At 54.9% G+C, this 11,854-nt stretch carries 12 protein-coding genes; 9 read left to right on the top strand and 3 right to left on the bottom strand.

Annotation, left to right across the window (positions count from 1 at the left end):
* The first annotated feature begins 309 nt into the window (after nt 1-309).
* Entirely contained in the window at nt 310-2,856 is a 2,547-nt protein-coding gene (gene cyaA, locus KP80_RS20575; RefSeq protein ID WP_052285508.1) for a class I adenylate cyclase, read from the top strand.
* A gap of 43 nt (nt 2,857-2,899) precedes the next feature.
* On the opposite strand, the gene cyaY is transcribed toward cyaA, so the two are convergent.
* Nucleotides 2,900-3,220, bottom strand: a complete 321-nt coding sequence (gene cyaY, locus KP80_RS20570) for an iron donor protein CyaY (protein ID WP_052285507.1) — start codon at nt 3,218-3,220, stop codon at nt 2,900-2,902.
* A 138-nt stretch (nt 3,221-3,358) separates the two neighbouring features.
* Between cyaY and lptM the strand changes: the two genes are divergently transcribed.
* The 8 genes from lptM (at nt 3,359) to corA (ending at nt 10,274) form a co-directional block, all read left to right on the top strand.
* On the top strand, nt 3,359-3,562 hold the full coding sequence (lptM, locus tag KP80_RS20565) for an LPS translocon maturation chaperone LptM (RefSeq protein ID WP_052285506.1): 204 nt from the start codon (nt 3,359-3,361) through the stop codon (nt 3,560-3,562).
* 35 nt (nt 3,563-3,597) lie between these two features.
* Nucleotides 3,598-4,422 carry a diaminopimelate epimerase gene (gene dapF, locus KP80_RS20560; RefSeq protein WP_052285505.1) on the top strand — a complete coding sequence of 275 codons (825 nt, stop codon included), beginning with the start codon at nt 3,598-3,600 and terminating at the stop codon, nt 4,420-4,422.
* Nucleotides 4,419-5,126 (top strand): DUF484 domain-containing protein, encoded by a 708-nt coding sequence (locus KP80_RS20555; RefSeq protein ID WP_052285504.1) that lies wholly within the window; start codon nt 4,419-4,421, stop codon nt 5,124-5,126. The genes dapF and KP80_RS20555 overlap by 4 nt, the downstream gene beginning before the upstream one ends.
* Nucleotides 5,123-6,025, top strand: a complete 903-nt coding sequence (xerC, locus tag KP80_RS20550) for a tyrosine recombinase XerC (RefSeq protein ID WP_052285503.1) — start codon at nt 5,123-5,125, stop codon at nt 6,023-6,025. Before KP80_RS20555 ends, xerC begins: the two co-directional genes overlap by 4 nt.
* Nucleotides 6,025-6,741 carry a 5-amino-6-(5-phospho-D-ribitylamino)uracil phosphatase YigB gene (gene yigB, locus KP80_RS20545; RefSeq protein ID WP_052285502.1) on the top strand — a complete coding sequence of 239 codons (717 nt, stop codon included), beginning with the start codon at nt 6,025-6,027 and terminating at the stop codon, nt 6,739-6,741. Before xerC ends, yigB begins: the two co-directional genes overlap by 1 nt.
* A gap of 64 nt (nt 6,742-6,805) precedes the next feature.
* Nucleotides 6,806-8,968, top strand: a complete 2,163-nt coding sequence (gene uvrD / locus KP80_RS20540; RefSeq protein WP_052285501.1) for a DNA helicase II — start codon at nt 6,806-6,808, stop codon at nt 8,966-8,968.
* 147 nt (nt 8,969-9,115) lie between these two features.
* Nucleotides 9,116-9,172: a YsgD/CorL family protein gene (gene ysgD / locus KP80_RS23360; RefSeq protein ID WP_218007475.1), complete on the top strand. Its 57-nt coding sequence runs from the start codon at nt 9,116-9,118 to the stop codon at nt 9,170-9,172.
* 151 nt (nt 9,173-9,323) lie between these two features.
* Nucleotides 9,324-10,274, top strand: a complete 951-nt coding sequence (corA, locus tag KP80_RS20535; protein ID WP_052285500.1) for a magnesium/cobalt transporter CorA — start codon at nt 9,324-9,326, stop codon at nt 10,272-10,274.
* Nucleotides 10,275-10,346: 72 nt separating this feature from the next.
* Here the strand turns inward: corA and rarD are convergent, their stop codons facing one another.
* Both rarD and yigI read right to left on the bottom strand, forming a co-directional pair.
* Complete coding sequence (gene rarD / locus KP80_RS20530) at nt 10,347-11,240, bottom strand: EamA family transporter RarD (RefSeq protein ID WP_052285499.1); 894 nt, start codon at nt 11,238-11,240, stop codon at nt 10,347-10,349.
* A 50-nt stretch (nt 11,241-11,290) separates the two neighbouring features.
* Nucleotides 11,291-11,758, bottom strand: a complete 468-nt coding sequence (gene yigI / locus KP80_RS20525; protein ID WP_052285498.1) for an acyl-CoA thioesterase YigI — start codon at nt 11,756-11,758, stop codon at nt 11,291-11,293.
* Nucleotides 11,759-11,854 lie beyond the last annotated feature (96 nt).

The following is an 11,854-nucleotide window of genomic DNA, read 5'->3' as shown; positions in this document are numbered from 1 at the left end:
AAACGTGCCTGTAGCGTAAATGATGGCAGGTATAAACGGGTTGTGTTTACCGTTTATTACTGGCACTGTCTTGATCGTATGCCGGGGTTTACAGCAGCATTCAATGCTACACTTGTTGTAGTGCAACATTCTTTACGGTCAACCGGCAAGGTGTTAAATTGATCACGTTTTAAACCGATTTTTGTCCGAATTTTGATAATCACAACGGCGGACGAGAAACGGTAACGGTTCTTCTTGTTGAAATATTAAAAATCTCCGTATCTGCACTTCTCACGATACGTCGAGGTTTTGAACATCAGGCGATATGTCTTGTACCTCTATATTGAGACGCTAAAACAGAGACTGGATGCCATCAACCAACTGCGCGTGGATCGCGCGCTTGCAGCCATGGGCCCTGCTTTCCAGCAGGTATACAGTCTACTGCCGACATTATTACATTATCATCATCCGCTGATGCCGGGTTACCTTGACGGTAACGTTCCCAAGGGCATCTGCCTCTACACGCCTGATGAAACCCAACGCCATTATCTCGACGAACTCGAGCTGCATCGCGGTATGCCGCCGCAGACCTCTGCGAAGGGTGAACTGCCGATCACCGGCATCTACTCGATGGGCAGCACCTCGTCCGTCGGTCAGAGCTGCTCTTCCGACCTGGATATCTGGGTTTGTCACCAGTCGTGGCTCGATAATGACGAACGCCAATTACTGCAGCGTAAATGCAGCCTGCTGGAAAGCTGGGCGGCATCGCTGGGCGTTGAAGTCAGCTTCTTCCTGATCGATGAAAACCGCTTCCGTCATAACGAAAGCGGCAGCCTCGGCGGTGAAGACTGCGGTTCAACGCAGCATATTTTATTGCTCGACGAATTTTACCGTACGGCGGTACGCCTGGCCGGCAAGCGTATTCTGTGGAATATGGTGCCGTGCGAGGAAGAAGAGCATTACGACGATTACGTCATGACGCTCTACGCGCAGGGTGTACTGACGCCAAACGAATGGCTCGACCTCGGCGGATTGAGCTCGCTCTCTGCCGAAGAGTACTTTGGTGCCAGTCTGTGGCAGCTCTATAAGAGCATCGACTCACCGTACAAAGCGGTGTTGAAAACCCTGCTGCTGGAAGCCTACTCCTGGGAATACCCCAACACGCATCTGTTGGCGAAAGACATTAAACAGCGCCTGCATGACGGCGAGATCGTTTCTTTCGGTCTCGATGCCTATTGCATGATGCTGGAGCGCGTTACCGAGTATCTGAAGGCGATTGAGGACGAAACCCGTCTTGATCTCGTTCGCCGCTGTTTCTACCTCAAGGTATGCGAAAAACTCAGCCGTGAACGCGCCTGCGTCGGCTGGCGCCGTGAAGTTGTCGGCCAGTTAGTGAAAGAGTGGGGCTGGAGCGAAGAGCGTCTGGCGATGCTCGACAACCGCGCTAACTGGAAAATCGATCAGGTGCGCGAAGCGCACAACGAACTGCTCGACGCGATGATGCAGAGCTACCGTAACCTGATCCGTTTCGCGCGCCGCAATAACCTGAGTGTTTCCGCAAGCCCGCAGGATATCGGCGTGCTGACGCGTAAACTGTACGCGGCGTTTGAAGCGCTGCCGGGCAAGGTCACGCTGGTTAACCCGCAAATCTCCCCGGATCTGTCTGAACCCAATCTGACCTTTATCTATGTTCCGCCGGGACGCGCTAACCGTACGGGTTGGTACCTGTACAACCGCGCGCCGAATATGGAATCCATCATCAGCCATCAGCCGCTGGAATATAACCGTTATCTCAATAAGCTGGTGGCCTGGGCGTGGTTTAACGGCCTGCTGACTTCACGCACGCGCCTGTTTATCAAAGGCAACGACATTGTCGATCTGGCGAAACTGCAGGAAATGGTGGCCGATGTATCGCACCACTTCCCGCTGCGCCTGCCGGCACCGACGCCGAAAGCGTTGTACAGCCCGTGTGAAATTCGCCATCTGGCGATTATCGTCAACCTTGAATACGACCCGACGGCGGCCTTCCGCAATCAGGTGGTGCATTTTGATTTCCGTAAGCTGGACACGTTCAGCTTCGGTGAAGATCAGAAATGCCTGGTCGGCAGCGTTGACCTGCTGTACCGCAACTCGTGGAACGAAGTGCGTACGCTGCACTTCAACGGCGAACAGGCGATGATCGAAGCGCTGAAAACCATTCTGGGCAAAATGCACCAGGACGCCGCGCCGCCGGACAGCGTCGAAGTGTTCTGCTACAGCCAGCATCTGCGTGGTTTAATCCGCACTCGCGTCCAGCAGCTGGTTTCTGAGTGTATTGAACTGCGTCTATCCAGCACCCGTCAGGAAACCGGCCGCTTCAAAGCGCTGCGCGTTTCCGGACAAACGTGGGGACTGTTCTTTGAACGCCTGAACGTATCGGTGCAGAAGCTGGAAAACGCCATTGAGTTCTATGGCGCTATCTCGCATAACAAGCTGCACGGCTTGTCGGTGCAGGTTGAGACCAACCACGTTGAACTGCCACAGGTGGTCGACGGTTTCGCCAGTGAAGGGATTATCCAGTTCTTCTTTGAAGAATCGGGTGAAGAGCAGGGCTTTAATATCTACATTCTTGACGAGAGTAACCGCGCAGAGGTCTATCACCACTGTGAAGGCAGCAAGGAAGAGCTGGTGCGTGATGTCAGCCGTTTCTACTCATCGTCACACGATCGCTTTACCTACGGATCTAGCTTTATCAACTTCAACCTGCCGCAGTTCTATCAGATTGTGAAGGTTGATGGTCGTGCGCAGGTGATTCCGTTCCGCAGCCAAGCGCTGACGCCACCGCCGTCTAACCACGACAACGATAATACGCCGCTGCTGCAGCAGTATTTCTCGTAGAGAGGCCGGATACGGTAGGTAAACCGTTATCCGGCATTCGATCCTAACGGAAGCTGACCGTTTCGCCAGACTGCTGCGTGGCCGCCTGTTCCAGCAAATCCCAGAAGCTTTCGCCGCTGCGGTCGCAGATCCATTCGTCGCCTTTTAAGTCAAAGTGATAGCCGCCCTGTTTCGTCGCTAGCCATACCTGGTGCAACGGCTCCTGGCGGTTAATAATAATCTTGCTGCCGTTTTCGAAGCTAATGGTCAGCACGCCACCGTTGATTTCGCAGTCGATATCGCTGTCGCCGTCCCAGTCGTCCAAACGTTCTTCAATGGTGAGCCAAAGGGTATCGGCCAGGCGATGAAATTCACTGTCGTTCATTGTCGTTTCCCGTTTTTTAGTGATTCGGCAGTATAGCGTGAAACAAATCACGTTGCAGTCAGGCGCTTAACGCTTGCTTTTGCGCCTTCTCCTGCGATGATAGAAAATAGAAAGCATTGAACTACAGGCATCCTGAGAATGAATAAGATTTTCCGACCTCTGGCGGTATTAATCGCCTTGATTAGCCTTGCTGGCTGTGGCCTGAAAGGCCCACTCTATTTCCCTCCGGCTGATAAAACGGCAGCACCGCCGACTCAACCGGCGACGCCTCCGGTTCAAAGTGATACGCCGGATCGCAACGACCGCGGTGATAACGGCGGCCCAACGCAGGTTAATTACTAATTAATACGTTCTGTTCCGCGCAACTGGAGTAGATGATGCAGTTCTCTAAAATGCATGGCCTCGGCAACGATTTCATGGTTGTCGACGCGGTAACGCAGAATGTTTTTTTCTCGCCAGAGCTGATTCGTCGCCTGGCGGACAGGCATCAAGGTGTGGGCTTCGACCAACTGCTGGTAGTTGAACCGCCTTACGATCCCGATCTGGATTTTCACTACCGCATCTTCAACGCCGATGGCAGCGAAGTTTCGCAATGCGGCAACGGCGCGCGCTGCTTCGCCCGCTTTGTACGTCTGAAAGGGCTGACCAATAAACGTGAGATCCGTGTCAGTACGGCGAATGGTCGTATGGTATTAACCGTCACGGATGATGAACTGGTCCGTGTCAACATGGGCGAACCCAATTTTGAGCCGTCCCAGGTTCCATTCCGCGCTAACAAAGCGGAAAAGACCTATATTATGCGTGTAGCTGAACAGACAGTATTGTGCGGTGTGGTTTCCATGGGGAACCCACACTGCGTCATTCAGGTCGATAGCGTCGATACGGCGGCAGTAGAAACGCTGGGCCCGTTGATGGAAAGCCATGAACGTTTCCCTGAACGTGCAAATATTGGTTTCATGCAGATTGTGAAGCGCGAACACATCCGTCTGCGCGTTTATGAACGCGGCGCGGGTGAAACGCAGGCCTGTGGAAGCGGAGCCTGTGCGGCGGTCGCCGTCGGGATTCAGCAGGGGTTGCTGGCGGAAGAGGTACGCGTGGAATTACCGGGCGGGCGTCTTGATATCGCCTGGAAGGGCCCGGGCCAACCGTTGTTTATGACTGGCCCGGCGGCACATGTCTATGACGGATTTATTCACCTATGAAACAAGTCGGGGAAGAACAACAGGATGCAGCCACTGCGCTAACTGACCGCGCGGTGGCGGACTATCTGTTGCAACATCCTGAATTTTTTATTCGTAATGCCTCTGTGGTTGAGCAAATGCGTGTCCCGCACCCGGTGCGGGGCATGGTGTCGCTGGTTGAGTGGCACATGGCGCGTTCGCGCAACTACATCGCGATGCTCGAAGAGAACATGGATCAACTGATGGACCAGGCTGCAGCCAACGAAGGGCTGTTCTACCGCCTGCTGCATCTGCAAAATCGGTTGGCCTGTGCAGAAAGCCTCGACGATCTGCTGCTGCGGTTTCACCGCTGGGCCCGCGAGCTGGGGCTGGCGGGCGCATCACTGCGCCTGTTTTCCGATCGCTGGCGACTCGGCGCACCCTCGAAATATACCCACCTTGTCCTCTCGCGGCAGGCATTCGAGCCGCTGCGCATACAGCGTTTAGGGCAGGAAAATCACTATCTGGGTACCCTAAATGGCCCGGAATTATTACTGCTGCTGCCAGAGGCGAAAGCCGTGGGGTCGGTCGCGGTGTCGATGATGGGCAGCGATGGCGATCTCGGGGTGATTCTGTTCAGCAGCCGCGACCCGCACCATTATCAGGCTGGGCAAGGAACGCAGCTATTGCAGGAAATCGCCCTCATGTTGCCGGGCCTGCTGGAACGATGGATTGAACGCGTATGAGCGATACCTCGCTGACGCCCGCCGTAACGCGTTTTCTACGCTATCTCGGCGTAGAGCGGCAGCTTAGCCCGATTACCTTACTGAATTATCAGCGTCAGCTTGATGCCGTTATTGAAATGGCCTGCGCTATGGGCCTGCAGAATTGGCAACAATGTGATGCTGCGATGGTGCGCAGTTTTGCTACCCGCAGCCGCCGAAAAGGGTTGGGTGCGGCGAGCCTGGCGCTACGCCTGTCGGCGCTGCGCAGTTTCTTTGACTGGATGGTCAGCCAGGGCGAACTGCCGGCAAATCCGGCCAAAGGGGTGGCGGCACCGAAAGCACCGCGCCATTTGCCGAAGAATATTGACGTCGACGACGTGAATCGCCTGCTGGATATCGATCTCAACGATCCGCTGGCAGTGCGCGATCGTGCGATGCTGGAAGTGATGTACGGCGCCGGTCTGCGTTTGTCAGAACTGGTGGGGCTGGATATCAAACATCTCGACCTCGATACCGGCGAAGTATGGGTGCTCGGTAAAGGGAGCAAAGAGCGCCGCTTGCCGATAGGCCGCAACGCTGTAATGTGGATTGAACATTGGCTCGATCTGCGTGGCCTGTTCGGCGGAGATGATGATGCACTGTTTCTGTCCAAACTGGGCAAGCGTATTTCAGCGCGTAACGTGCAAAAGCGCTTTGCCGAATGGGGCATCAAGCAGGGGCTGAATAGCCACGTCAATCCGCACAAGCTGCGCCACTCGTTTGCGACTCATATGCTGGAGTCGAGCGGCGATCTGCGCGGCGTGCAGGAACTGCTGGGTCACGCTAATTTATCGACCACCCAAATCTATACCCACCTTGATTTTCAACACCTTGCAACGGTGTACGATGCGGCGCATCCACGCGCCAAACGGGAGAAATAATGCGTTTTTATCGACCGCTGGGCACCATTGCCGCGTTGACGTTTGACCTTGACGATACCCTTTATGATAACCGTCCGGTGATTGACCGGACGATGCAGGAGTCGCTGAATTTTGTGCGCGGCTATCATCCGGCGCTGGTGAACTTTGATGCGCGGATGCTGCAAAGCTGGCGTGATGAACTGCTGCAAAGCGAGCCGGAAATTTACCATGACGTCACTGAATGGCGTTGGCGTGCGCTGGAGCACGGTCTGCGTAAAGCGGGGCTGACGACGAAAGAGGCGAGGGCGGGTGCCGATGCCGCGATGGCTAATTTTGCCGAGTGGCGCAGCCGAATTGATGTTCCGCAAGAAACCCACGACACCCTGACCAAGCTGGCGCAGAAATGGCCGCTGGTGGCGATCACTAACGGTAACGCCCAGCCAGAGCTGTTCGGTCTGAGTCGCTATTTTGAGTTTGTGCTGCGTGCGGGCCCGGACGGGCGTTCAAAGCCGTACGCCGATATGTATCACCTGGCCGCGGAAAGGCTCAATGTGCCGCTGGGTGAAATCCTGCACGTTGGCGATGACCTGACGACTGACGTCGCGGGTGCGATTCGCTGTGGCATGCAGGCCTGTTGGATCAAGCCGGAAAATGCCGACCTGATGCAGACGACCGACAGCCGTTTGTTGCCACATGTTGAGATTTCGCGGTTGGCATCTCTGACCTCGCTGATATAATCGTCAATAACTCTGTATAAATTCCCAGTGTATCACTGGGTCCTCATTCTTTCCGGCGGTGCCAATGGACGTTTCTTACCTGCTCGACAGCCTCAATGATAAACAGCGCGAAGCCGTCGCGGCAAAGCGCACCAATATGTTGGTGCTCGCCGGTGCTGGTAGTGGTAAGACGCGTGTACTGGTACATCGTATCGCCTGGCTGCAAAGCGTGGAAAACTGCTCGCCGTACTCGATTATGGCGGTGACCTTCACCAACAAAGCGGCGGCGGAAATGCGCCACCGTATCGCGCAACTGATGGGGACCTCTCAGGGCGGCATGTGGGTTGGTACCTTCCACGGCCTGGCGCACCGACTGCTGCGTGCGCACCATCTTGATGCCAATCTGCCACAGGATTTCCAGATCCTCGACAGCGAAGACCAACTGCGTTTACTGAAACGTCTGATCAAGGCGATGAATCTTGATGAGAAGCAGTGGCCGCCGCGTCAGGCGATGTGGTTTATCAACAGCCAGAAAGACGAAGGCTTGCGTCCACATCACCTGCAGAGCTACGGCAATCCGGTTGAACAGACCTGGCAGAAGGTTTATCAGGCCTATCAGGAAGCCTGCGACCGCGCGGGGCTGGTGGATTTCGCCGAGCTGCTGCTGCGCGCTCATGAGCTGTGGCTCAACAAACCGCATATTCTTCAGCACTACCGCGAACGTTTTACCAATATTCTGGTGGATGAATTCCAGGATACCAACAACATCCAGTACGCGTGGATCCGTCTGCTGGCGGGCGATACCGGCAAGGTGATGATTGTTGGCGATGATGATCAGTCTATCTACGGCTGGCGCGGAGCGCAGGTGGAAAACATCCAGCGCTTCCTGAACGATTTCCCAGGTGCTGAAACTATCCGTCTGGAGCAGAACTACCGTTCAACCAGCAATATCCTGAGCGCCGCTAACGCCCTGATTGAAAACAACAACGGGCGTTTGGGTAAAAAGCTGTGGACCGACGGCGTCGATGGCGAACCGATTTCACTCTACTGCGCTTTTAACGAGCTTGATGAAGCCCGTTTCGTGGTGAACCGCATCAAAACCTGGCAGGACAACGGTGGTGCGCTTGAGCAGTGCGCCATTCTCTATCGCAGCAACGCCCAATCGCGCGTGCTGGAAGAGGCGTTGCTGCAGGTGAGCATGCCGTACCGCATTTACGGCGGTATGCGCTTCTTCGAGCGTCAGGAAATTAAAGATGCGCTCTCTTATCTGCGTCTTATTTCCAACCGTAACGACGACGCGGCCTTTGAACGCGTGGTGAATACGCCAACGCGTGGTATCGGTGACCGTACGCTGGACGTCGTTCGCCAGACCTCGCGCGATCGCCAGCTCACGCTGTGGCAGGCTTGTCGCGAACTGCTGCAAGAGAAAGCCCTTGCCGGACGCGCCGCCAGCGCACTGCAGCGTTTTATGGAGTTGATTGACGCACTGGCGCAGGAAACCGCCGATATGCCGCTGCACGTGCAAACTGACCGGGTGGTGAAAGATTCCGGCCTGCGCATGATGTACGAGCAGGAGAAGGGCGAGAAAGGCCAAACGCGTATCGAGAACTTAGACGAACTGGTGACGGCAACGCGCCAGTTCAGCTACAACGAAGAAGAAGAGGATTTACTGCCGCTGCAGGCTTTCCTCTCCCATGCAGCGCTGGAAGCGGGTGAAGGTCAGGCGGATACCTGGCAGGACGCGGTGCAGCTAATGACTCTCCACTCGGCGAAAGGCCTGGAGTTCCCGCAGGTATTTATCGTCGGTATGGAAGAGGGGATGTTCCCTAGCCAGATGTCGCTGGATGAAGGTGGCCGTTTGGAAGAAGAGCGCCGTTTGGCCTACGTCGGTGTGACGCGTGCCATGCAGAAGCTGACGCTGACCTATGCGGAAACGCGTCGTCTGTACGGCAAAGAGGTCTATCACCGTCCATCGCGCTTTATTGGTGAGTTACCAGAAGCGTGCGTGGAAGAAGTACGCCTGCGTGCGACGGTTAGCCGCCCGGTTAACCATCAGCGCATGGGCACGCCAATGGCGGAAAACGACACTGGCTATAAGCTTGGCCAACGCGTTCGTCACGCTAAGTTTGGCGAAGGTACGATCGTCAATCTGGAAGGCAGCGGTGAACACAGTCGTCTGCAGGTCGCTTTCCAGGGGCAGGGGATCAAATGGCTGGTGGCAGCCTATGCCAGACTGGAAACTGTATAACATTCAGAAAAATATCATTATTTTGTAACGATCTGCTAGCCTTACTGAACAGAAGGTAATTAATGCCGGTTAGCGTTTCGTTGCGTGTTGACGCCGTTTTTTTGCTGGCGTAACATGCGCGCACGATTACGCTAAGAGGACAAAGCCTTGGACACACCCAGTAGATGCTGGCTCACCTTCCTGTCATCCAGGAACAACTCCTAAGGCTATCCTCTTATGCTGATAGCCTTAGCGGTTGTCAGCGACCCGTATTTATCCCGTCGCATTGAGTCAGGCTGTTTAATGGTCTGAAACCCCTGTAGTTTCTGTGTGCCCACCGGCTGTCCGATAATTTTTTGCATTGGGAGTCCCGGTCATGCTGAGCGCATTTCAACTGGAAAATAATCGTTTATCGCGTCTTGAAGCAGACGAGATTGAGCACCTGGCCAGTTCGGTTTGGGTTGACTTAGTCGAACCGGATGACGATGAACGAAACCGTGTGCAAAAGGATTTGGGCCAGAACCTGGCCACGCGCCCCGAACTGGAAGACATCGAAGCATCCGCACGTTTTTTTGAAGACGAAGACGGCCTGCATATTCACTCCTTCTTCTTTTATGAAGATGCGGACGATCATGCCGGTAACTCAACGGTGGCATTTACCATTCGTGAAGGGCGTCTGTTTACCCTACGCGAGCGTGAACTGCCGGCGTTCCGTTTGTACCGTATGCGTGCACGTAGCCAGCTGATGGTAGATGGCAACGCCTACGAGCTGCTGCTCGATCTGTTCGAAACCAAAATTGAACAGCTGGCAGATGAAATAGAAAACATCTATAGCGACCTGGAAAAGCTCAGCCGCGTGATTATGGAAGGGCGCCAGGGCGACGAGTATGACGAAGCGCTCTCGACGCTGGCGGAGCTGGAGGATATCGGCTGGAAGGTTCGCTTGTGTCTGATGGATACCCAGCGCGCGTTGAACTTCCTGGTGCGTAAGGCGCGTTTACCGGCCAGCCAGCTGGAGCAGGCGCGTGAGATTCTGCGAGATATCGAATCCCTGCTGCCGCACAATGAATCGCTGTTCCAGAAGGTGAACTTCCTGATGCAGGCGGCGATGGGCTTTATCAACATCGAACAGAACCGCATCATCAAGATCTTCTCGGTGGTTTCGGTGGTGTTCCTGCCGCCTACGCTTGTGGCGTCCAGCTATGGGATGAACTTTGAGTTTATGCCGGAGCTGCGCTGGAGCTTTGGTTATCCCGGCGCGATTATCTTTATGATCCTGGCGGGGCTTGCGCCGTATCTCTACTTTAAGCGCAAGAACTGGCTGTAAGAGCTATGCCGGAGGCGCTGCGCTTTTCGACCTACGAGTAGGACGGGTTAGCGCAGCGCCTCCGGCGTTTTGCTATCCGCGACGGCTCCGTCGCTGGGTATAAATCGCATCCATCACGAAAATCGCCAGCGCGACCCAGATAAACGCGAAGGTGACCATCTTGTCCGCCCCCGGCACTTCACCGTAGAACGTCACCGCCAGCAGGAACATTAGCGTCGGGCCGATATACTGGAAGAAACCGAGCGTCGACAGGCGCAAACGCGTCGCCGCGCCGGTAAAGCACAGCAGTGGAATGGTGGTGACGATACCTGCAGCAATCAGCAGCAGATTCAGCGTCCACGCGTTTTGCCCCATATGGCTGGTAGCGCTGTCGGCGATGCCGAACAGATAAATTGCTGCCACCGGCAGCAGCCACAGTGTTTCAAACAGCATACCGGTTTGTGCATCGACGGCGATTTTCTTGCGCACCAGGCCATAGAAGGCGAAGCTGAAGGCCAGACCTAAGGCGATAATCGGCAGCGATCCGAAGGTCCAGAGCTGCACCAGTACGCCGCAAATTGCCAGAAATACCGCCAGCCACTGCATGCGGCGGAAGCGCTCGCCGAGGAAAATCATCCCCAGCACAATATTCACCAGCGGGTTTACAAAGTAGCCGAGACTGGCTTCCAGCATATGATGGTTATTGACCGACCAGATAAACAGCAGCCAGTTTCCCCCGATCAGCACCGCCGAAAGCGCCAGTAAAAACACCTTCTTTGGCGTTTTGAGCAGCGTTCTGACCTTTGACCACTGACGGCTGATGCTAATCAGCGCCACCATAAAGAAAAACGACCAGATGACGCGGTGGGTCAGGATCTCGTCGGCAGGAACGTAGTAAATCAGCTTGAAGTAAGCTGGAGCGATGCCCCAGATAAAATAGGCGGCGAGGGCAAGAAGCACGCCCTGACGCGTCTGTTTGGGATCCATGAGAAACATCCATTTCGAAAAAGTAACGCAATTTTACGCGATTATGGCGTTTAACCCACCATATAAGTCGCCGTGGCGCTGGCGATATGCGTTTGTTCTTCATTGTGTAGCTCGACGCGGGCAACGGCGACCTTGTTTCCGGCGCGCAGCAGCGAGCTGGTGGCCGTAAAACGCGTACCGCGACCTGGACGGAGATAATCTACGCGTAAATCAATGGTCCCCATCCGCGACAGGCGCTGGCGTAGTTCATCTTCATTGATGGTGTCATGGCGTGCCAGCGTACTGCCCACGCATACCAGCCCGGCGGCGACATCCAGCGCTGAGGCAATCACCCCACCGTGCAAAATACTTTGTGCCCAGTTACCAACCATCATCGGTTGATTGTTAAAGCTCAGCTGCGCAAAGGCCTTTTCGTAGACCTCCAGCTCCAGATTCAGCGCGCGGTTGAACGGCATATGGTAGACAAAAATTTCGCCAACCAGCTTAAGAGCCGCTTCGGCGGTGAGTTGTGCGGACATAATGACCTTGCTTAATATGTTAATGAATTGTTGATTTTATGCCTATTGCATGTTGATTACTACTTTCAGACAGGTTTGATGAGCAAGAACCTGTCT

This window comes from Kluyvera genomosp. 1, assembly GCF_001266615.1.
Classification (GTDB): Bacteria; Pseudomonadota; Gammaproteobacteria; order Enterobacterales; family Enterobacteriaceae; genus Kluyvera; species Kluyvera cryocrescens_A.
This window is presented reverse-complemented; position numbering and strand designations above follow the sequence as displayed.

Excerpts from the sequence above, each read along its gene's own strand:
- cyaY (WP_052285507.1), bottom strand. The coding sequence starts at position 3,220 with ATGAACGACAGTGAATTTCATCGCCTGGCCGATACCCTTTGGCTCACC.
- lptM (WP_052285506.1), top strand. The coding sequence starts at position 3,359 with ATGAATAAGATTTTCCGACCTCTGGCGGTATTAATCGCCTTGATTAGC.
- dapF (WP_052285505.1), top strand. The coding sequence starts at position 3,598 with ATGCAGTTCTCTAAAATGCATGGCCTCGGCAACGATTTCATGGTTGTC.
- KP80_RS20555 (WP_052285504.1), top strand. The coding sequence starts at position 4,419 with ATGAAACAAGTCGGGGAAGAACAACAGGATGCAGCCACTGCGCTAACT.
- xerC (WP_052285503.1), top strand. The coding sequence starts at position 5,123 with ATGAGCGATACCTCGCTGACGCCCGCCGTAACGCGTTTTCTACGCTAT.
- yigB (WP_052285502.1), top strand. The coding sequence starts at position 6,025 with ATGCGTTTTTATCGACCGCTGGGCACCATTGCCGCGTTGACGTTTGAC.
- uvrD (WP_052285501.1), top strand. The coding sequence starts at position 6,806 with ATGGACGTTTCTTACCTGCTCGACAGCCTCAATGATAAACAGCGCGAA.
- corA (WP_052285500.1), top strand. The coding sequence starts at position 9,324 with ATGCTGAGCGCATTTCAACTGGAAAATAATCGTTTATCGCGTCTTGAA.
- rarD (WP_052285499.1), bottom strand. The coding sequence starts at position 11,240 with ATGGATCCCAAACAGACGCGTCAGGGCGTGCTTCTTGCCCTCGCCGCC.
- yigI (WP_052285498.1), bottom strand. The coding sequence starts at position 11,758 with ATGTCCGCACAACTCACCGCCGAAGCGGCTCTTAAGCTGGTTGGCGAA.